Source organism: Blastomonas natatoria (assembly GCF_003201955.1).
Lineage (GTDB): Bacteria > Pseudomonadota > Alphaproteobacteria > Sphingomonadales > Sphingomonadaceae > Blastomonas > Blastomonas natatoria.
The window spans coordinates 223,878-240,617 of sequence record NZ_QJJM01000002.1 but is presented as its reverse complement, the minus strand read 5'-3'; the positions used below and the strand labels follow the sequence as shown (position 1 = coordinate 240,617).

26 protein-coding genes and 1 other RNA gene are annotated in these 16,740 nt (G+C 61.8%); 22 read left to right on the top strand and 5 right to left on the bottom strand.

All coding sequences use genetic code 11. From position 1 onward, the window contains the following. Nucleotides 1-2: 2 nt before the first annotated feature. The 20 genes from rpsC (at nucleotide 3) to rimK (ending at nucleotide 12,525) form a co-directional block, all read left to right on the top strand. Nucleotides 3-701: a 30S ribosomal protein S3 gene (gene rpsC / locus C7451_RS03720; protein WP_023837783.1), complete on the top strand. Its 699-nt coding sequence runs from the start codon at nucleotides 3-5 to the stop codon at nucleotides 699-701. 30 nt (nucleotides 702-731) lie between these two features. Next, nucleotides 732-1,166, top strand: a complete 435-nt coding sequence (gene rplP, locus C7451_RS03715) for a 50S ribosomal protein L16 (protein WP_031318020.1) — start codon at nucleotides 732-734, stop codon at nucleotides 1,164-1,166. Continuing rightward, nucleotides 1,166-1,372 (top strand): 50S ribosomal protein L29, encoded by a 207-nt coding sequence (gene rpmC / locus C7451_RS03710; RefSeq protein ID WP_110297621.1) that lies wholly within the window; start codon nucleotides 1,166-1,168, stop codon nucleotides 1,370-1,372. Before rplP ends, rpmC begins: the two co-directional genes overlap by 1 nt. A gap of 10 nt (nucleotides 1,373-1,382) precedes the next feature. Continuing rightward, a complete protein-coding gene (gene rpsQ / locus C7451_RS03705; protein WP_023837780.1) occupies nucleotides 1,383-1,652 on the top strand; it encodes a 30S ribosomal protein S17 in 270 nt (89 codons plus the stop codon). Between the two features lie 56 nt (nucleotides 1,653-1,708). Further along, the gene (rplN, locus tag C7451_RS03700) at nucleotides 1,709-2,077 is read left to right on the top strand and encodes a 50S ribosomal protein L14 (protein ID WP_023837779.1); all 369 of its coding nucleotides are present in this window, start codon (nucleotides 1,709-1,711) and stop codon (nucleotides 2,075-2,077) included. Nucleotides 2,078-2,079: 2 nt separating this feature from the next. Next, the gene (gene rplX / locus C7451_RS03695; RefSeq protein ID WP_023837778.1) at nucleotides 2,080-2,400 is read left to right on the top strand and encodes a 50S ribosomal protein L24; all 321 of its coding nucleotides are present in this window, start codon (nucleotides 2,080-2,082) and stop codon (nucleotides 2,398-2,400) included. After that, the gene (gene rplE, locus C7451_RS03690) at nucleotides 2,393-2,974 is read left to right on the top strand and encodes a 50S ribosomal protein L5 (RefSeq protein WP_110297620.1); all 582 of its coding nucleotides are present in this window, start codon (nucleotides 2,393-2,395) and stop codon (nucleotides 2,972-2,974) included. Before rplX ends, rplE begins: the two co-directional genes overlap by 8 nt. 42 nt (nucleotides 2,975-3,016) lie before the next feature. Continuing rightward, on the top strand, nucleotides 3,017-3,322 hold the full coding sequence (rpsN, locus tag C7451_RS03685; RefSeq protein WP_110297619.1) for a 30S ribosomal protein S14: 306 nt from the start codon (nucleotides 3,017-3,019) through the stop codon (nucleotides 3,320-3,322). Nucleotides 3,323-3,334: 12 nt separating this feature from the next. Further along, the gene (rpsH, locus tag C7451_RS03680; RefSeq protein WP_110297618.1) at nucleotides 3,335-3,730 is read left to right on the top strand and encodes a 30S ribosomal protein S8; all 396 of its coding nucleotides are present in this window, start codon (nucleotides 3,335-3,337) and stop codon (nucleotides 3,728-3,730) included. Between the two features lies 1 nt (nucleotide 3,731). Continuing rightward, nucleotides 3,732-4,265, top strand: a complete 534-nt coding sequence (gene rplF / locus C7451_RS03675; RefSeq protein WP_110297617.1) for a 50S ribosomal protein L6 — start codon at nucleotides 3,732-3,734, stop codon at nucleotides 4,263-4,265. A 3-nt stretch (nucleotides 4,266-4,268) separates the two neighbouring features. Beyond that, a complete protein-coding gene (rplR, locus tag C7451_RS03670) occupies nucleotides 4,269-4,619 on the top strand; it encodes a 50S ribosomal protein L18 (RefSeq protein WP_110297616.1) in 351 nt (116 codons plus the stop codon). A 2-nt stretch (nucleotides 4,620-4,621) separates the two neighbouring features. Then, the gene (rpsE, locus tag C7451_RS03665) at nucleotides 4,622-5,341 is read left to right on the top strand and encodes a 30S ribosomal protein S5 (RefSeq protein ID WP_244181570.1); all 720 of its coding nucleotides are present in this window, start codon (nucleotides 4,622-4,624) and stop codon (nucleotides 5,339-5,341) included. A gap of 5 nt (nucleotides 5,342-5,346) precedes the next feature. Beyond that, on the top strand, nucleotides 5,347-5,523 hold the full coding sequence (rpmD, locus tag C7451_RS03660; protein ID WP_023837771.1) for a 50S ribosomal protein L30: 177 nt from the start codon (nucleotides 5,347-5,349) through the stop codon (nucleotides 5,521-5,523). A gap of 160 nt (nucleotides 5,524-5,683) precedes the next feature. Next, nucleotides 5,684-6,184, top strand: coding sequence for a 50S ribosomal protein L15 (rplO, locus tag C7451_RS03655; protein WP_167398413.1), 501 nt, complete (start codon nucleotides 5,684-5,686; stop codon nucleotides 6,182-6,184). A gap of 199 nt (nucleotides 6,185-6,383) precedes the next feature. Further along, nucleotides 6,384-7,751, top strand: a complete 1,368-nt coding sequence (gene secY / locus C7451_RS03650; RefSeq protein WP_110297615.1) for a preprotein translocase subunit SecY — start codon at nucleotides 6,384-6,386, stop codon at nucleotides 7,749-7,751. A gap of 61 nt (nucleotides 7,752-7,812) precedes the next feature. Beyond that, nucleotides 7,813-8,460, top strand: a complete 648-nt coding sequence (locus C7451_RS03645) for an adenylate kinase (RefSeq protein ID WP_110297614.1) — start codon at nucleotides 7,813-7,815, stop codon at nucleotides 8,458-8,460. A 148-nt stretch (nucleotides 8,461-8,608) separates the two neighbouring features. Next, on the top strand, nucleotides 8,609-9,376 hold the full coding sequence (locus C7451_RS03640; RefSeq protein WP_110297613.1) for an SRPBCC family protein: 768 nt from the start codon (nucleotides 8,609-8,611) through the stop codon (nucleotides 9,374-9,376). Between the two features lie 322 nt (nucleotides 9,377-9,698). Beyond that, nucleotides 9,699-11,054, top strand: coding sequence for an NADP-specific glutamate dehydrogenase (gene gdhA, locus C7451_RS03635; protein WP_110297612.1), 1,356 nt, complete (start codon nucleotides 9,699-9,701; stop codon nucleotides 11,052-11,054). A gap of 84 nt (nucleotides 11,055-11,138) precedes the next feature. Next, the gene (locus C7451_RS03630) at nucleotides 11,139-11,609 is read left to right on the top strand and encodes an ATP-dependent zinc protease family protein (protein WP_110297611.1); all 471 of its coding nucleotides are present in this window, start codon (nucleotides 11,139-11,141) and stop codon (nucleotides 11,607-11,609) included. 10 nt (nucleotides 11,610-11,619) lie between these two features. After that, nucleotides 11,620-12,525 carry a 30S ribosomal protein S6--L-glutamate ligase gene (gene rimK / locus C7451_RS03625; protein ID WP_110297610.1) on the top strand — a complete coding sequence of 302 codons (906 nt, stop codon included), beginning with the start codon at nucleotides 11,620-11,622 and terminating at the stop codon, nucleotides 12,523-12,525. A gap of 28 nt (nucleotides 12,526-12,553) precedes the next feature. Here rimK and C7451_RS03620 read toward each other — a convergent pair whose 3' ends face one another. The 4 genes from C7451_RS03620 to C7451_RS03605 form a co-directional block, all read right to left on the bottom strand. Further along, nucleotides 12,554-13,084, bottom strand: a complete 531-nt coding sequence (locus C7451_RS03620) for an NUDIX hydrolase (protein WP_167398412.1) — start codon at nucleotides 13,082-13,084, stop codon at nucleotides 12,554-12,556. A gap of 133 nt (nucleotides 13,085-13,217) precedes the next feature. Continuing rightward, nucleotides 13,218-13,901: a TPM domain-containing protein gene (locus tag C7451_RS03615; protein WP_110297609.1), complete on the bottom strand. Its 684-nt coding sequence runs from the start codon at nucleotides 13,899-13,901 to the stop codon at nucleotides 13,218-13,220. A gap of 2 nt (nucleotides 13,902-13,903) precedes the next feature. Then, nucleotides 13,904-14,698, bottom strand: coding sequence for a TPM domain-containing protein (locus C7451_RS03610; protein WP_110297718.1), 795 nt, complete (start codon nucleotides 14,696-14,698; stop codon nucleotides 13,904-13,906). A gap of 50 nt (nucleotides 14,699-14,748) precedes the next feature. Next, nucleotides 14,749-15,339: a LemA family protein gene (locus C7451_RS03605; RefSeq protein WP_110297608.1), complete on the bottom strand. Its 591-nt coding sequence runs from the start codon at nucleotides 15,337-15,339 to the stop codon at nucleotides 14,749-14,751. Between the two features lie 160 nt (nucleotides 15,340-15,499). Between C7451_RS03605 and mscL the strand changes: the two genes are divergently transcribed. Then, a complete protein-coding gene (gene mscL / locus C7451_RS03600) occupies nucleotides 15,500-15,925 on the top strand; it encodes a large conductance mechanosensitive channel protein MscL (protein ID WP_110297607.1) in 426 nt (141 codons plus the stop codon). Nucleotides 15,926-16,090: 165 nt separating this feature from the next. Continuing rightward, nucleotides 16,091-16,434: a transfer-messenger RNA gene (ssrA, locus tag C7451_RS03595) on the top strand. A gap of 49 nt (nucleotides 16,435-16,483) precedes the next feature. On the opposite strand, the gene C7451_RS03590 is transcribed toward ssrA, so the two are convergent. Then, on the bottom strand, nucleotides 16,484-16,711 hold the full coding sequence (locus C7451_RS03590; protein WP_110297606.1) for a hypothetical protein: 228 nt from the start codon (nucleotides 16,709-16,711) through the stop codon (nucleotides 16,484-16,486). Between the last annotated feature and the right edge of the window lie 29 nt (nucleotides 16,712-16,740).

Below are 16,740 nucleotides of genomic sequence, written 5' to 3'. Positions count from 1 at the left end.
CCATGGGTCACAAGAGCAATCCGATTGGCCTGCGTCTGCAGATCAACCGCACCTGGGACAGCCGCTGGTTCGCCGAAGGTCGCGACTATGCGCGCCTGCTCAAGGAAGATATCGAGCTGCGCAAGTACATCATGAAGACGCTGCCTCAGGCTGCGATCTCCAAGGTGGTCATCGAGCGCCCGGCCAAGCTGTGCCGCGTCTCGATCTACGCTGCCCGTCCCGGTGTCATCATCGGCAAGAAAGGCGCGGACATCGAGAAGCTGCGCAAGACGCTGGAAGGTCTGATCGAAGGTGGTGAGGTCAAGCTCAACATCGTCGAGATCCGCAAGCCCGAAATCGACGCCAAGCTTGTCGCGCAGGGCATTGCCGACCAGCTGATCCGCCGCGTTGCCTTCCGTCGTGCGATGAAGCGCGCGATGCAGTCTGCGATGCGTCTGGGCGCAGAAGGCATCAAGGTGATGTGCGGCGGCCGCCTTGGCGGTGCCGAAATCGCCCGCACCGAGCAGTATCGCGAAGGCCGCGTTCCGCTGCACACGCTGCGCGCCAATGTCGACTATGCCGAAGCCGAAGCGCTCACCGCGTACGGCATCATCGGCATCAAGTGCTGGATCTTCAAGGGCGAAATCCTTGGTCACGATCCGATGGCGCAGGACCGGCTGATGATGGAAGCGCAGACTTCCGGCGTCCGCCCGGCCCGCTGAGCCCAGAACAGACAGACAAGGTAGAGCATCATGCTGCAACCGAAGAAAATGAAGTTCCGTAAGGCATTCAAGGGCCGGATCAGCGGCAACGCGCCGGGCGGAACCAGCCTCAATTTCGGGTCGTACGGCCTGAAGGCGCTGGAGCCCGAGCGGATTACCGCTCGCCAGATCGAAGCCGCCCGTCGTGCGATCACGCGTCACATCAAGCGTCAGGGACGTTTGTGGATCCGCGTGTTCCCCGATGTGCCGGTGACCAAGAAGCCCGCCGAAGTCCGTCAGGGCAAGGGCAAGGGTTCGGTCGAATATTGGGCAGCCCGCGTGAAGCCGGGTCGCATCCTGTTCGAACTGGATGGCGTCCCCGGTCCGATCGCCGCTGTGGCGTTCGAGCGTGCAGCGATGAAGCTGCCGATCAAGACCAAGGTCGTGGCGCGCCTCGGCGATACGTCGCACCTGGGAGGTGAGTGATGAGCAAGATTTTTGAAGACCTTCAGCAGAAGACCGACGATCAGCTTTCGGCTGAACTGGGTGCGCTGAAGAAGGAAGCGTTCAACCTGCGCTTCCAGGCCGCGACCAACCAGCTGGAGCGTCCCGCACGCGTCCGCGAAGTGCGTCGCACGATTGCCCGCATCAAGACCCTGCAGAGCGAGCGCGCTCGCACTGCAGCCAAGTAAGGAGGCCGATATGCCGAAACGAGTTCTGACCGGAACGGTGGTCTCCGACAAGGGCGACAAGACCGTGGTGGTGAATGTCGAGCGCAAGGTGAAGCACCCGCTTTATGGGAAGATCATCCGTCGTTCGAAGAAGTATCACGCGCATGACGAGAACAACAGCTTCAAGGAAGGCGAAACCGTCCGCATCGAAGAGACGGCTCCGATTTCCAAGCTGAAGACCTGGAAGGTGCTGGATCGGGTGAATACCCACAAGGCGCCCGAAGCTTCGAGCGAAGCGTAAGCCATTAGGAACTGCCGGACCGGTTCCGGCAAGCCAGACAAGAAGGAAACGGATCCATGATCCAGATGCAATCCAATCTTGATGTCGCTGACAACAGTGGCGCGAAGCGCGTCCAGTGCATCAAGGTTCTCGGCGGATCGAAGCGTCGCTTCGCCGGCGTGGGCGACATCATCGTCGTCTCCGTCAAGGAAGCCGCACCGCGCGGCCGCGTGAAAAAGGGTGACGTGCACCGCGCCGTCATCGTGCGCACCGCCAAGGACGTCCGCCGCGCCGACGGCAGCGTCATTCGCTTCGACAGCAATGCTGCCGTGCTGATCAACAAGAACGATGAGCCCATCGGCACCCGTATTTTTGGCCCGGTGGTCCGTGAGCTGCGCGCGCGCAAGCACATGAAGATCATCTCGCTGGCTCCGGAGGTGCTGTAATCATGGCGAGCGCTAAGATCAAAAAGGGTGACAAGGTCGTCGTCCTGTCCGGCAAGGACAAGGGTCGTAACGGTACCGTCACCAAGGTGATGCCGAAGGACGACAAGGTCGTTGTTTCGGGCCTGAACGTGATGGTCCGCCATCGCAAGCCGAGCCAGGCGAACCCCCAGGGCGGTCTGGACCGCGTCGAGGCTCCGCTGCACATTTCCAAGGTCGCCGTGGCCGATCCGAAGACCGGAGCGCCCACGCGCGTCCGCTTCGAGACGGTCGACGGCAAGAAGGTCCGCGTGGCCGTGAAGTCCGGGGAGAAGATCGATGGCTGATAAGTACACCCCCCGCCTGCGTCAGCGCTATGACGACGTCATCGCCAAGGCGATGCAGGAAAAGTTCGGCTACAAGAACCCGATGCAGGTTCCCAAGCTGGAAAAGATCACCATCAACATGGGTGTCGGTGAAGGCAGCCAGGACAAGAAGAAGGTGACCACCGCCGCTGCCGAAATGGAACTGATCGCCGGCCAGAAGCCCGTGATCACCAAGGCGCGCAAGTCGATCGCACAGTTCAAGCTGCGCGAAGGCATGCCGATCGGCTGCAAGGTGACCCTGCGCAAGGAACGCATGTACGAGTTTCTCGATCGTCTGGTGACAATCGCGATGCCGCGCATCCGCGACTTCCGTGGCCTGAACCCCAAGAGCTTCGACGGTCGTGGCAACTACGCCATGGGCCTGAAGGAGCAGATCATTTTCCCCGAAATCAGCTACGACCAGATCGATGCTGTTCGCGGAATGGACATCATCGTGACCACGACCGCCAAGACGGACGAAGAAGCGCGCGAACTGCTGCGTCTTTTCGGCTTCCCGTTCCCGGTTGAGGAAACCCAGGAAAAGGCGGCGGCATAATTGTCCTCCGTCTCGCATTTTAGAAAGGCGAGAACTTAAGTCATGGCGAAACTGAGTTCCATCAACAAGAACGAACGTCGCAAGAAGATGGTCAAGCAGTATGCTGGCCGTTATGCGCGTCTTCGTGCGAAGGCAGAAGACAGCAGCCTGGACGAGACCGAGCGTCTCATCGCCCGGCTGAAGATGGCTGAACTGCCCCGCAACGCGAACCCCACGCGCGTGCGCAACCGTTGCAACACCACCGGTCGTCCGCGTGCCTATTACCGCAAGTTCGGGCTCTGCCGTATCGAGCTGCGGGATCTGGCCAACAAGGGCCTTATCCCCGGCGTTACGAAGTCCAGCTGGTAAGGATTTGATGATATGGCAATGACCGATCCTCTGGGCGATATGCTCACCCGCATCCGCAATGGCCAGCAGGCCAAGAAGGACAGCGTGATGTCGCCGGCGTCGAACCTGCGCGCCCGTGTTCTCGATGTGCTGCAGCGCGAAGGCTATATCCGCGGATATAGCGAAGAGCTGCTGGGCCGTCACAAGGGCCTGCGCATCGAGCTGAAGTATTTCGAGGGCCAGCCCGCGATCAAGCATGTCGCGCGCGTGTCCAAGCCTGGCCGCCGCGTCTATTCGGGGTCGAAGGACCTGCCGATCGTACGCAACGGCCTCGGCATCACCATCGTATCCACCCCCCGCGGTGTTCTGTCCGACGCTGAAGCGCGCGAACAGAATGTCGGCGGCGAGGTGCTGGCGGAGGTATTCTGATATGAGCCGCATTGGTAAAAAGCCTGTGGCAATTCCCGCAGGCGTCACTGCCTCGATGGCCGATGGTGTTATCACCATGAAGGGCCCCAAGGGCGAACTGTCGATGCCGACCGTTCCCGACATCACCTACGAACTGGGTGATGGCGAAGTTTCGGTGAAGCCGGCCAATGGCACTCGCCGCGCCCGCGCTTTCTGGGGCATGCAGCGCACGCTGGTCCAGAACCTGGTGGTGGGCGTGACCGAAGGGTTCACCAAGACGCTGAACATCACCGGCGTCGGCTATCGTGCGAACGTTCAGGGCAACAACCTGAAGCTGCAGCTCGGCTACAGCCATGACGTCGATTTCGCCATCCCCGATGGCATCGACATCAAGACCCCGGACCAGACCACCATCCACATCTCTGGCAGCGATCGCCAGAAGGTGGGCCAGGTGGCTGCCGAGATCCGTCGCTGGCGCAAGCCGGAGCCCTACAAGGGCAAGGGTATCAAATATGCGGGCGAGTTTATCTTCCGCAAGGAAGGGAAGAAGAAGTAAGCCATGGCGAAGCTCTCTTTGTTCGATCGTCGCCGTCAGCGCGTGCGCAGTTCGCTGCGCAAGCGGGCAGGCGGACGTCCCCGTCTTTCGGTGCACCGCACCGGCAAGCACATCTATGCTCAGATCATCGATGATGAAGCTGGCAAGACCCTCGCAGCGGCTTCGACCCTTACCAAGGGCAGCAAAGGCAGCGGCGCAACCGTTGCTGATGCCATTGCCGTTGGCAAGAAGATCGCCGAAGCCGGCAAGCAGGCCGGCGTCACCACCGTTGTCTTCGACCGTGGCGGCTTCATTTTTCATGGCCGGGTCAAGGCCCTGGCTGATGCCGCTCGCGAAGGCGGACTGGAGTTTTAATGATGGCTGATGAACTGATGAGCTCGGAAGCTGCCGACAACCAGAGCGCCGAAGGCGGTGCTCAGCCGCAGCAGGAACGCCAGGGTCGTGGTGGCCGTGGTCGTGGTCGCGGTGGCAACGACCGTGGCGGTGAACGCGGTGGCCGCGGCCGTCGTGACGATCGCAACAAGCGCGACGAGGAACAGGGTGAGGAGCTGATCGAAAAGCTCGTTCACATCAACCGCGTCTCGAAGACCGTCAAGGGCGGCAAGCGCTTCGGCTTTGCTGCTCTGGTGGTGGTCGGTGATGGCCAGGGTCGTGCCGGATTCGGCCATGGCAAGGCCCGCGAGGTGCCTGAGGCGATCAGCAAGGCAACCGCTGCTGCCAAGAAGAAGATGATCCGCGTTCCGCTCAAGGAAGGCCGCACGCTGCACCATGACGGCAAGGGCCATTTCGGCGCTGGCAAGGTCACGCTGCGCAGCGCGCCCCAGGGTACCGGCATCATCGCCGGTGGTCCGATGCGCGCCGTGTTCGAAAGCCTGGGCGTGGCCGACGTTGTGACCAAGTCCAATGGCACCTCGAACCCCTATAACATGATCCGCGCGACCTTCGAGGCGCTCGGCGAACAGACCAGCCCCAAGTCGGTGGCAGCACGTCGTGGCAAGAAGGTTGCCGACCTGCTGGGCCGTGGCGGAGCATCGGCTGCTGTCGCCGAGGTCGAAGCCGCCGCGATTACGGAGTAATCGACATGGCAACCATCAAGGTAAAGCAGACCGGATCGCCGATCCGTCGCCCGGAATCGCAGCGCAAGGTGCTGGCAGGCCTGGGCCTCGGCAAGATGAACCGCGTGGTGGAACACACGGACACGCCCGAAATTCGCGGCATGATCCAGAAGGTCCGTCACATGGTGACCATCGTCGACTGAAACTGAACTTTCTTCTTCCGACGGGGAGAAGATCGGGGAGGGGCTTGCTTTGCGGCGAGCCCCTCTCTACTGCGTCCAGCCTGCGGGCTGGGTAGCCAGCACGTCCCCCGACAGAGGGGCGACTTTTATCAGCGCGAACAAAGCGAAAGCGAGTGCAATCATGAAACTGAACGAAATCAACGACAACAAGGGCGCCCGCAAGGGCCGTATGCGCGTCGGACGCGGCATCGGTTCGGGCAAGGGCAAGACCAGCGGACGCGGCCAGAAGGGCCAGACCAGCCGCTCGGGCGTCTCGATCGCCGGATTTGAAGGCGGCCAGATGCCGCTCCACATGCGCATCCCGAAGCGCGGCTTCAACAATCCTTTCGGCAAGGATTATGACATCGTCAATCTGGGCATGATCCAGAAGTTCATCGATGCGGGCAAGCTCGCCACCGATGGTACCGTCGATCAGGCTGCACTGCGCGCTGCCGGTCTGTCGCGCGGCGGCAAGGACGGCGTTCGTCTGCTCGCCAAGGGCGAACTGACCGCCAAGGTGACCTTTGCAGTGGCCGGTGCGTCGAAGTCGGCCGTCGAAGCCATCGAAAAGGCTGGCGGCAAGGTCGAGATCATCGCCCCGCGCGAGCCCTATCGCAAGCCGGAACGCGAAAAGAAAGCCTGACCGCGACGGTCGGCTTGTCAAGCACGCCCCGCCTCCCGATATGGTGAGTGCGGGGCGTCTTGCTTGAAGCGCCCCAAGGCGGTATCGCTGCGCTCGTTCGCTTAGGCAGACCAGCGTTCAGCAGGGCGCTTCGGACAGATTTTTCGGCCTCGCGCCAGTTTGGGCGCCCCTACAGGCCGCTTTTTGGGATACAGGTTTCATGGCATCACGGGCCGACAATCTGGCTAGCAATTTCAGCCTGGCGAAATTCAGCCAGGCGACCGATCTGAAGAACCGCATCTGGTTCACGATCGGCGCTCTCATCATCTTCCGGCTGTTGAGCTATGTCCCGCTCCCCGGTGTCGATCCGACCGCATTGGCGGCGCTGTACCAGCAGACCAAGGGCGGCGTTCTCGACATCTTCAACACCTTCTCGGGCGGTTCGCTCGAGCGCATGAGCCTGATCGCGCTGGGGGTCATGCCGTACATCACCGCGTCGATCGTGGTGCAGCTCGCCGCGTCGCTTTCGCCGCAGCTGGCCGCGATCAAGAAGGAAGGCGAGTCGGGGCGCAAGAAGCTGAACCAGTACACGCGCTATGGCACCGTGTTCCTGACGGCCATGCAGGGCTATTTCATCGCCGTGGGTCTTGAATCCTACGCCGGTGCCAGCGGTATCCAGGCCGTGATCGATCCGGGCATCATGTTCCGCATCGGCGCCGTGATCAGCCTTATCGGCGGCACGATGTTCCTGATGTGGCTTGGCGAGCAGATCACTGCGCGCGGTATCGGCAACGGCATTTCGCTGATCATCATGGCGGGCATTGTCGCCCAGATGCCGGTTTTTGCGGCACAGATGTTCGAGGGCGGTCGTACCGGCTCAATCTCGCCCTTCGCGATCGTTGCTCTCATCGCCATGATCGTCGGCCTTGTCCTGCTGATCAGCTTCATGGAACGCGCCCAGCGCCGGGTGCTGATCCAGTATCCCAAGCGCGCCACCCAGCGCGGCGTGATGCAGGCCGATCGCAGCCATCTGCCGCTCAAGATCAACACTGCAGGCGTCATTCCGCCGATCTTTGCCTCTTCGCTGCTGCTGATGCCGCTGACGATCACGCAGTTTGCCGGCAACTCGGTGGACGCGAACTCGACCGCCGGTGGCATCCTTCAGTCGCTCAATCAGTATCTGGCGCATGGCCAGCCGCTGTACATGGCGCTCTATGCGCTGGGCATCATCTTCTTCTGCTTCTTCTACACCGCCGTGGTGTTCAACCCGGAAGAGACCTCGGAGAATCTGAAGAAGAATGGCGGTTTCATTCCGGGCATTCGTCCGGGCAAGAACACCGCGACCTATCTGGATTATGTGCTCACGCGCATCACCGTTGTCGGCGCAGCCTATCTGACCTTTGTCTGCGTGCTGCCCGAATATGTCATTGCACAGACGGGAATTCCGCTGTTCTTCCTGGGCGGCACCAGCCTGCTGATCGTGGTCAACGTGACCGTCGATACGATCACGCAGATCCAGAGCCATCTGCTCGCGCACCAATATGCCGATCTTATCAAGAAGGCCAAGCTGAAGGGACGCTTGCGCTAAGCGCAGCGTTTGAGGATAGTCGGGGCCGGGCACAACCGGCCCGTTGGGGGATGGATTACCCATGAATATCATTCTTTTGGGCCCTCCGGGCGCGGGCAAGGGCACCCAGGCCCAGCGTCTGGTGGACGAACGCGGCATAAAGCAGCTCTCGACAGGCGACATGCTGCGGGCCGCCGTCAAGGCGGGTACGCCCATCGGTCTCAAGGCCAAGGCGGTGATGGAAGCTGGCGAGCTGGTTTCGGACGAGATCGTCTCGGGCATCATCGGCGATGCGCTTGACGAGCTTTCGCCGGACACTGGAATTATCTTTGACGGCTATCCGCGTACCGCCGCTCAGGCAGAGTCACTCGACGAAATCCTGGAGGCCCGTGGCCGCAGTCTCCATCATGTCATCGAGCTGGAGGTCAACGAGGACGCGCTGGTCGATCGCATCACCGGCCGCTTCACCTGTGCCAATTGCGGCGAGGGTTATCACGATCGCTACAAGCTGCCCGCGAAAGAGGGTGTTTGCGACAAGTGCGGGTCGACCGAGTTCAAGCGGCGGCCCGATGACAATGAGGAAACCGTTCGTACGCGCATGGCCGAATATCGCGCCAAGACCGCGCCGATCCTGCCCATCTACGAAGCGCGGAGCATCGTCAGCCGGGTTGACGGCATGGCGAGCATGGACTCGGTCGCTGGCCAGATTGCCGCCGTTCTCGACGCCTGAAGCGTCCCGGCCTTCCCTGTGAAGGGAAGGTCAGCCGGCGCAATCCCCGCGGATTGGGCCGACGGGTGTAAACGAAGCGTGATGGATCGCTTGCTCCCGCCCCGTTTCAGCGGCATGGATGGCCGCCTGATATCGGGGAACCTCTGACATGCGCCTTGCTCTTGCCGCCCTTGTCCTTCCACTGGCTGTCGCCACGCCTGCGCGCGCCGAACTCGTAAAGCAGACGGATGCCGGATTTGCAGTCCAGCACAGCGTGACGGTTTCGACCGATCCCGAAGCAACCTTCGCAATGCTTCGCACGCCGGCCAAATGGTGGGACAAGGATCATAGCTGGACCGGCAATGCTGAGAACCTGTACATGGATTCGCAGGCCGGTGGCTGTTTCTGTGAACTCATTCCTAATGAGGCCACGACCGAAAGCGGCGTGCCGCAGCGTACTTTGCGCGGCAGCGTCCAGCATATGCAGATCGTCTATGTCGATCCGGGCAGGCTCCTGCGGCTGACAGGTGCGCTGGGCCCGCTGCAGAGTGAGGCCGTCAACGGATCGCTGACCTTCACGCTCAAGCCGGTGAAGGGCGGGACGCGCGTGGTGATGGACTATGTGGTCGGCGGGTTCAGCAGGACCGGGTTTGGAGATATCGCCCCGGCAGTCGACACGGTGATGGTGGCGCAGCTTTCGCGCCTCGGCATGGCGCTTGGCCCTCTCGTCGGGGCAGGGGATAGCCCGGAAGCCGAGCCTGAAAAGCCCATCAAGACCGTTACGGAGGCATCGGCCTCGGAGCCATCGCCGAACGCTCCCGAAGATCAGCCTTCCGGTAGCATGCGGGCGCTCGTCACCGATCTCGCGCCCGATGAGACATTGTCCGAGGGCTCGTCTGACGCTGGCAAGGTCGAGTCCGAACCCAGGGTACTATGACGAAGTGGCGACAAGCAGGACTGGGCGGCGACCCTTCCAGGGGAGCTTTCGTGCGCTTGTACCGCCAGACGAGCGTGCGGCCTGATGGCGAGGGACGTTGCCGGATCTGACGGCGCTCATCCTTGCGGTCATGCGAGCGGCCTTCGGCCGCCAAATTCCCGGAACGGGGACTCCCGCGCGCCGCACTGGCCTTGTGCGGTTTAGCACTATCGCTTGACCGGTTTTGCGGTAGAGTTCGCCCGGCAATGCAGGCGAATCGAGAGAGTTTGCTGCATTCGGTCCGGGTCGCGCAGTACGCAGCATCACCTCACAGGGGGGACCCATGGCCGTATCCGATCACGTAGATTTGCCGACCTTCATGGAAGGCGTGAAGAAGCGCAATCCGTACCAGCCCGAATTTGTCCAGGCGGTTCAGGAAGTCGCCGAAGACATTTTCGACTTCATGGCGGACAAGGAACAGTATCACGCGCAGCAGATCCTGCGGCGCATTGCAGAGCCCGATCGCGTCGTCTCGTTCCGTGTCTGCTGGGAGGACGATAACGGCAACATTCGCGTGCAGCGCGGCTGGCGCGTGCAGAACAACAATGCGATCGGCCCCTACAAGGGCGGCATCCGCTTTCATCCCTCGGTCACCGAATCGGTGCTCAAGTTCCTGGCCTTCGAACAGACCTTCAAGAACGCGCTCACCGGCCTGCCCATGGGCGGCGGCAAGGGCGGGTCGAACTTCAATCCCAAGGGCAAGAGCACCCGCGAGATCATGCGCTTCTGCCAGAGCTTCATGACCGAGCTCTACCGCCATATCGGTGCGGATGTGGACGTGCCTGCCGGCGATATCGGCGTGGGCGGCCGCGAGATCGGCTATATGTTCGGTCAGTACAAGCGCATCACCAACCAGTTTACCGGCGTGCTGACCGGCAAGGGGCTGGAATGGGGAGGATCGCTGATTCGCACCGAGGCGACCGGCTATGGCGCGGTCTATTTCCTCGCCAACATGCTCGCGACCAAAAGCCAGGATCTGGTCGGCAAGACGGCGGTCATCTCCGGATCGGGCAATGTCGCCACGCACGCGGCCGAGAAGATCGTGCAGCTGGGCGGCAAGGTGCTCACCCTGTCGGATTCGGGTGGCTTCATTCATGATCCCGACGGCATCACCCAGGACAAGATCAATTGGGTGAAGGAACACAAGACGCACCGCCGGGGCCGGATCGAGGAATATGTGGAGGCCTTTCCGAACGCGACCTTCCATGCGGGCAAGACCCCGTGGGGCGTGCCCTGCGACGTCGCGCTGCCCTGCGCCACGCAGAACGAACTGCTGGGCGAAGATGCGAAGACCCTTGTCGCCAATGGCTGCATCGCGGTGTCCGAAGGCGCGAACATGCCGACCGATCTCGATGGCGTGCATGCGTTCAAGGCCGCCAAGATTCTCTACGCCCCGGGCAAGGCCTCGAATGCGGGCGGTGTGGCTGTCTCGGGCCTGGAAATGAGCCAGAATTCCGAGCGCCGGGCATGGAAGGAAGAGGAACTGCAGCAGATGCTCAAGGACATCATGTCGGGCATCCACGACAGCTGCATCAGATATGGCGACCAGGGCGGCGGCTATATCGACTATGTGAAGGGCGCGAACATCGCCGGCTTCAAGAAGGTTGCCGACGCCATGCTCGCCTTTGGTGTGGTCTGAGCCGCTCAGGGGGGCGGCGAGCGCGATGAACTGCTCGCCGCATCCCTGTTGCTTTCACCGTAGCGCCTGCTAACGGGCGCGAAGATGGCCCGGTCTCCCCGTATCCCGAAAGCAGACCGGCAACCGATCGATATCGGCTGGGTCGAGTGCGTCGATCTGCCCGATCTTGGCCTGTCGAGGATCAAGGCCAAGATCGATACAGGCGCCGCCACCTCGTCCATCCATGCTACCCGCGTCAAGCCGATGATGATCGACGGCCAACTGGTCGTCGAATTCTGGTTTCGTGCGCATCGTGCCGAGCCAGCGCGCAAGTATCGCGCGCCGGGCGTGGAACAGCGCAGCGTCAAGAGCTCCAACGGGGCGATCGAACTGCGCTATGTCATAGAAACGACGATGATGCTTGGTAGCGTGCGGTGGAAGGGACACATGACCTTGGCCAACCGCAACACCATGACCTTTCCCTTATTGATTGGCCGCCGGGCGCTTCGGCGCGGATTCCGCGTCGACTGCACGCGCAAATGGGTGCTCGGCCTGCCTGAGGAAACCGACAGATGAAGTACCTCCGATGAAGATCGCGATGCTGGCGCGCAACCCCAATCTCTATTCGCATGTCCGCCTTTGCGAGGCGGCGCGCGAAAGGGGGCATGAAATCGACATACTCAATACGCTGCGGGTGACGCTCAATGTCACCTCGCACCGGCCAGGCGCGCAATATCATGGCGAGCCGATCGGCCATTATGACGCGGTGATCCCGCGCATCGGCGCCTCGATCACCCAATACGGTCTGGCGGTGCTGCGCCAGTTCGAAATGATGGGCGTGTGGTCGCTCAACGAGAGTGTCGCCATCGGCCGATCGCGCGACAAGCTGCGCTCGATGCAGATCTTTGCCAAGCATGGTCTTGGCCTGCCGGTCACTGCCTTTGCCCACGATCCCAAGCAGACCGACGAGGTGCTGAAGATCGTCGGCGGAGCGCCCGTGGTCATCAAGCTGCTCGAAGGCACGCAGGGCATCGGCGTGGTGCTCGGCGAGACCGAGAAATCGGCCAAATCGGTGATCGAGGCGTTTCGCGGTGCGAACGTCAACATTCTGGTGCAGGAATTCATCAAGGAAGCCGATGGCAGCGACATCCGCATCTTCGTGATCGGCGGCAAGGTCGTCGCGTCGATGATGCGCACCGGCGCCAAGGGAGATTTCCGGTCGAACCTGCACCGCGGAGGCAGCGCCAGGGCGATCAAGATCACGCCGGAGGAACGCTCGACCGCCGTGCGTGCCGCCAAGGTCATGGGGCTGAATGTCGCAGGCGTCGATATCCTGCGCTCCAATCACGGCCCGGTGATCATGGAGGTGAACAGCTCGCCCGGGCTGGAGGGGATCGAGAATGCGACCGGCAAGGACATCGCGGGCATGATCATCGATTTTCTTGCCGCCAATTCCAAGGCAGGCAAGACGAAGACCAAGGGCAAGGGCTGACCCGGGAAGGGGCTGATCGGATCGCCGGTCAGCCCAGCATCCTTGCGCCCAGCAAAAGCAGCAGCTTCACATCGATGCCGCAGCCCTCGGAGCGCTTGTCGGCGATAAAGCCCTCAAGATCCGTAAGCGCGACGAGGTGCACAATAATGTCCTCGCCGGCCACGCCGCCACCCTCATGCACCCGCTCCAGATCGTGCGCGCGCATCAGGTGGAAACATTCGCTGACCATGCCAGGCGAGGAATAGAATTCGCCCATGTTCTCGATGCGCCCAGCCCTGAAGCCGGTTTCCTCTTCAAGCTCGCGCGCGGCGGCCATCTCGGGCGCTTCACCGCTCTCGTCGTCGCCGATCAACCCGGCAGGCAGTTCGATGCACGGCCGGCCCAGCGGCACGCGGAACTGCTCGACCAGCACGACGGCACCATCGTGAACGGCAAGAATCACGGCCGCGCCGATGCCCCGGCTGCGCGAGACATACTCCCACTTGCCGCGGGTCTTGGTGGTGATGAAACGGCCCTGCCAGACAATTTCTTCGGGCTCGCTCATGGCGGGCTGGGTCATTATGGTCTTGCTCCAGTTATCGTCATTCCCGCGAACGCGGGAATCCCGCTTTCAGTTCGGGGACGGTGCAAAAGCGGGACCCGCGCCTCCGCGGGGGTGACAGTTCATGGTTTTGCAGGCAGGGACAGCGTGCTCAAAGCTCGATCAGCCGGTCGGGCAGCTCGTTGGGATTGTCGTCGCTTTTGGGGAAATGCTCGGCCAGGACCTTGCCGACATCGCGCACCGCTGCGGCCATGCCTTCGCCCGCGCGGCCTGCGCGCAGTTCCACGATCATGTCTGCCATCGCCTCGCCCCATATGTCGGGGCTTACCTTTGCGGCTATCGCGCTGTCCGCGACGATTTCTGCCCGGTGTTCGGCCATGGAGAGGTAGATCAGGACGCCGGTCAGCCCGCGCGTGCGCTTTTCGGCACTCACCCGGAACAGATTGATGGCACGTGCCCGCACCCGCGCGCGCTTGATCGCCGGCGGCGTCAGCGCCAGCCGCAGCGGCTTCCATCCCACGATCAGATGCACAGCGCCGAACTTGGCGGCGAGCAGCAGCATGATTAGCGTCAGATATTCGCTGGGCGTGTAGACATGCTCCCAGCCGCCAGTCGTCGTCGCCAGCAGATTGGCAAACCAGTCCGGAAACACCGCGATGCAGGCCAGTGCGAGAAACATGACTGCGACCGCCCAATAGATCGGTGTCTCGCGATAGTCATCGGATTCGCGGGCAATAACGGTCACGATCTCGCCATCGGTCTGCCTTTCGGCTTCCGCGACTGCGTCAGTGACGATGCAATGTTCGTCCGGGCCGATGCTTTCCACCTTCGCCATTGTTACCACCCGCCCGAAGCGCCGCCGCCGCCGAAGCTGCCGCCGCCTCCGCCAAAACCGCCGCCGCCAAAGCCGCCTCCGCCCCCGCCACGGTCATTCATGGCCGAGCCGATCGCGATGCCCCAGGTGATGATATCGCCCGCGTCGATCCTCGAGCTGCGATACCGGCTGCCGCGTCCCATGCTGCTGAGCGCCGGAATGACGAAGAAGAACAGGATGATCGCGCCCCAGAACAGGAAAAGTCCGATGCCGCCGCCGTCTTCTGCCTTGCGCGACTCTGCCTCGACCTTGGCGGCATAGGCACGCGCTTCGTCTTCGGGCAGGGTCAGTTGTGTGATCAGCGCGTCGGTACCCGCTGCGATGCCGCCCGGCATGTCCTTGTCGCGAAAGCGCGGCAAGATATCCTGCTGGATGATGATGCTCGACAGTGCATCGGTCAGCACGCCCTCAAGGCCATAGCCGACCTCGATCCGCACCTTGCGCTCATTGGGCGCGACGATCAGCAGCGCGCCATTATCCTTTTCCGCCGTCCCGTTCTCGGCCTGGCCGATGCCCCATTTGCGACCGAGCTGATAGCCATATTCCTCGATTTCATAGCCCTGCAGATCGGGCACGGTGACCACAACGAGCTGGCGAGTCGACTGCTTCTCCAGCGCTTCCAGCTTGGCGGTCAGCGCGGCTTCCTGCGTCGGATCGAGCAGATTGGCTTGATCGACCACCCGGCCGGTGAGCTTGGGGAAGGTCTGTGCGGAAACGGCGCTGTGTGCAGCGACGACCAGCAGCAGCGTTGCCGCCAGCCACTGGCCGAGCCACTGCTTCACGCCACCCGCAAAGGCGGGTGTGCGCTTCACTGGCCGAAATCGACCTTGGGCGCTTCCTCGGCACCCTGGGTGGTGACCTTGAACGGCACCATCGGCTTGGCACCGTGGATCAGGTTCGCGCCGATCGAATCGGGGAACGTGCGGATGGTGGTGTTATATTCGCGCACCGCCTCGTTATAGTCGCGCCTGGCGACCGAGATGCGGTTCTCCGTTCCTTCGAGCTGGCTCATCAGCGTGGTGAAATTCTGCTGGCTCTGCAGCTGCGGATAGGCCTCGACCACTGTCCTGAACTGACCGAGCGCCTGGGTGAGCTGGTTCTGGGCCTGGCTGAACTTCTCGAACGTCTCAGGGTCCGACAGGTCATCAGTCGTAATATTCACTCCCATCGCCTTGGCACGCGCCTCGGTCACTTGGGTCAGGATCTTTTCTTCCGATGCCGCCCCGGCCTTCACTGTCGCCACCAGATTCGGCACGAGATCGGCGCGGCGCTGATACTGGTTTTCGACATCGGCCCATTTCGCCTTGGCGTTTTCTTCCGCCGTGGGGACCGAATTGATGCCGCACGCGGTAAGGGACAGCGCTGCCAGCAGGGGCAGGGCATAACGGGTGATACGCATGGTCAGTAATTCCCTCCGGTTGATGGCACGCGACCGTTATATCGTGTTAATACGGCAAAGCCGCAAGACCATCTTTTACACGGTCCTCTTGCAACGCACTCGACAACTCCACGTTGCTGGCGATTATAGGGCGATCTGCTGACAGCAAAAGGGGAAACAGGTGCTTCAGGAATTCAAGGCATTCATCGCGCGCGGCAATGTGCTCGATCTGGCGGTCGCAGTGATCATCGGCGCGGCGTTCGCCACGATCACGACATCGCTGACCGAGGATATCATCATGCCGGTGGTCGGCGCGATCTTCGGCGGCGCGGATTTTTCCAGCTATTTCATCATGCTCGGCCCGGTGCCCGAGGGCTATGCCGGTTCGTTGGACAATTATGCCGAGCTTAAGAAGGCAGGTGTTGCCCTGTTCGGCTATGGCCAGTTCATCACCGTGATCATCAACTTCCTGATCCTGGCGTTCATCATCTTCCTGATCGTGCGCAGTGCCAACAAGCTGTTCAAGAAGCCCGAGGAACCCGGCGCTCCGGCTGGACCGAGCGAGGTGGAACTGCTCGCGGAAATCCGGGATCTGCTGAAGAAGTAAAACTTCCCCTCCCTGGCCAGGGAGGGGTTAGGGGTGGGTCATCTGCGCAGGCATTGGCGCAATTTCGCCTACCCACCCCCGGCCCCTCTCTTGCAGGGAGGGGAGCAGGTTGCGAGGCCTTCGGCCAACCCTGCCAAAGGGGAAGGGAGAGAATTCTCCCGCCGCTCACTTCCCATTCACCAAAGCATCGCTATATGGGTTTCTGCCGGTTCGTCCGGCTATGACGATAAATTGCGGCGTGCAATAGGCACAGCGGACCCGGGGGCGGTACCCGGCGGCTCCACCATAAACCTCGTGAAAGCGGGGCTTCTGACGGGGCCGAACTAGGATCGACGTGTGTTGAAAAGCGGTGTTTTCGTCCGGGCTGAGTAACCCGTTAAAGGCTCAAAACTCATAAGTGCCAATGACAATGACGCACTCGCACTTGCTGCCTAATTCAGCGGCCTAACGGCCAAGAATAAGGAAGTAAGAGCGCGGTTGAACCCACCGGGCAACAGAAGCGGAGTTCAGCGGTTTGGAGAGCACCGGGCAACAGAAGCTCTCCACTTACCCCTATCGCTATTCAGGGCCGTACGCCCTCTGGTAATCGATCGCGTCGAGCATCTTGGCGCCCGCCATGAACACGGCGCCGGTGCAGGCAACGAACAGCATCCAGCCGCCATAGCCGGGATATTGATCGAGATAGAGCTTGCCGCGTTCGCAGGCGCCGAGCGCCAGGGCATAGGTGATCAGATACACTTCGAACTTGGTCTTGATGATGAACAGGCGGCGTATCTTCTCGAACATGGCAAAATCCCCGCAAGCCCCGTGCCAAG

What these genes read in the sequence shown, in the direction of transcription:
- C7451_RS03630 (WP_110297611.1), top strand. Translation starts at nt 11,139, where the DNA reads ATGGCCCGGTCTCCCCGTATCCCGAAAGCAGACCGGCAACCGATCGAT.
- rpsN (WP_110297619.1), top strand. Translation starts at nt 3,017, where the DNA reads ATGGCGAAACTGAGTTCCATCAACAAGAACGAACGTCGCAAGAAGATG.
- C7451_RS03590 (WP_110297606.1), bottom strand. Translation starts at nt 16,711, where the DNA reads ATGTTCGAGAAGATACGCCGCCTGTTCATCATCAAGACCAAGTTCGAA.
- secY (WP_110297615.1), top strand. Translation starts at nt 6,384, where the DNA reads ATGGCATCACGGGCCGACAATCTGGCTAGCAATTTCAGCCTGGCGAAA.
- rpsQ (WP_023837780.1), top strand. Translation starts at nt 1,383, where the DNA reads ATGCCGAAACGAGTTCTGACCGGAACGGTGGTCTCCGACAAGGGCGAC.
- rpmD (WP_023837771.1), top strand. Translation starts at nt 5,347, where the DNA reads ATGGCAACCATCAAGGTAAAGCAGACCGGATCGCCGATCCGTCGCCCG.
- rplE (WP_110297620.1), top strand. Translation starts at nt 2,393, where the DNA reads ATGGCTGATAAGTACACCCCCCGCCTGCGTCAGCGCTATGACGACGTC.
- rplF (WP_110297617.1), top strand. Translation starts at nt 3,732, where the DNA reads ATGAGCCGCATTGGTAAAAAGCCTGTGGCAATTCCCGCAGGCGTCACT.
- rpsC (WP_023837783.1), top strand. Translation starts at nt 3, where the DNA reads ATGGGTCACAAGAGCAATCCGATTGGCCTGCGTCTGCAGATCAACCGC.
- rplO (WP_167398413.1), top strand. Translation starts at nt 5,684, where the DNA reads ATGAAACTGAACGAAATCAACGACAACAAGGGCGCCCGCAAGGGCCGT.
- C7451_RS03605 (WP_110297608.1), bottom strand. Translation starts at nt 15,339, where the DNA reads ATGCGTATCACCCGTTATGCCCTGCCCCTGCTGGCAGCGCTGTCCCTT.
- C7451_RS03620 (WP_167398412.1), bottom strand. Translation starts at nt 13,084, where the DNA reads ATGACCCAGCCCGCCATGAGCGAGCCCGAAGAAATTGTCTGGCAGGGC.
- rplR (WP_110297616.1), top strand. Translation starts at nt 4,269, where the DNA reads ATGGCGAAGCTCTCTTTGTTCGATCGTCGCCGTCAGCGCGTGCGCAGT.
- rplX (WP_023837778.1), top strand. Translation starts at nt 2,080, where the DNA reads ATGGCGAGCGCTAAGATCAAAAAGGGTGACAAGGTCGTCGTCCTGTCC.
- rplP (WP_031318020.1), top strand. Translation starts at nt 732, where the DNA reads ATGCTGCAACCGAAGAAAATGAAGTTCCGTAAGGCATTCAAGGGCCGG.
- C7451_RS03645 (WP_110297614.1), top strand. Translation starts at nt 7,813, where the DNA reads ATGAATATCATTCTTTTGGGCCCTCCGGGCGCGGGCAAGGGCACCCAG.
- rpmC (WP_110297621.1), top strand. Translation starts at nt 1,166, where the DNA reads ATGAGCAAGATTTTTGAAGACCTTCAGCAGAAGACCGACGATCAGCTT.
- rpsH (WP_110297618.1), top strand. Translation starts at nt 3,335, where the DNA reads ATGGCAATGACCGATCCTCTGGGCGATATGCTCACCCGCATCCGCAAT.
- rplN (WP_023837779.1), top strand. Translation starts at nt 1,709, where the DNA reads ATGATCCAGATGCAATCCAATCTTGATGTCGCTGACAACAGTGGCGCG.
- C7451_RS03615 (WP_110297609.1), bottom strand. Translation starts at nt 13,901, where the DNA reads ATGGCGAAGGTGGAAAGCATCGGCCCGGACGAACATTGCATCGTCACT.
- rpsE (WP_244181570.1), top strand. Translation starts at nt 4,622, where the DNA reads ATGGCTGATGAACTGATGAGCTCGGAAGCTGCCGACAACCAGAGCGCC.
- rimK (WP_110297610.1), top strand. Translation starts at nt 11,620, where the DNA reads ATGAAGATCGCGATGCTGGCGCGCAACCCCAATCTCTATTCGCATGTC.
- C7451_RS03640 (WP_110297613.1), top strand. Translation starts at nt 8,609, where the DNA reads ATGCGCCTTGCTCTTGCCGCCCTTGTCCTTCCACTGGCTGTCGCCACG.
- gdhA (WP_110297612.1), top strand. Translation starts at nt 9,699, where the DNA reads ATGGCCGTATCCGATCACGTAGATTTGCCGACCTTCATGGAAGGCGTG.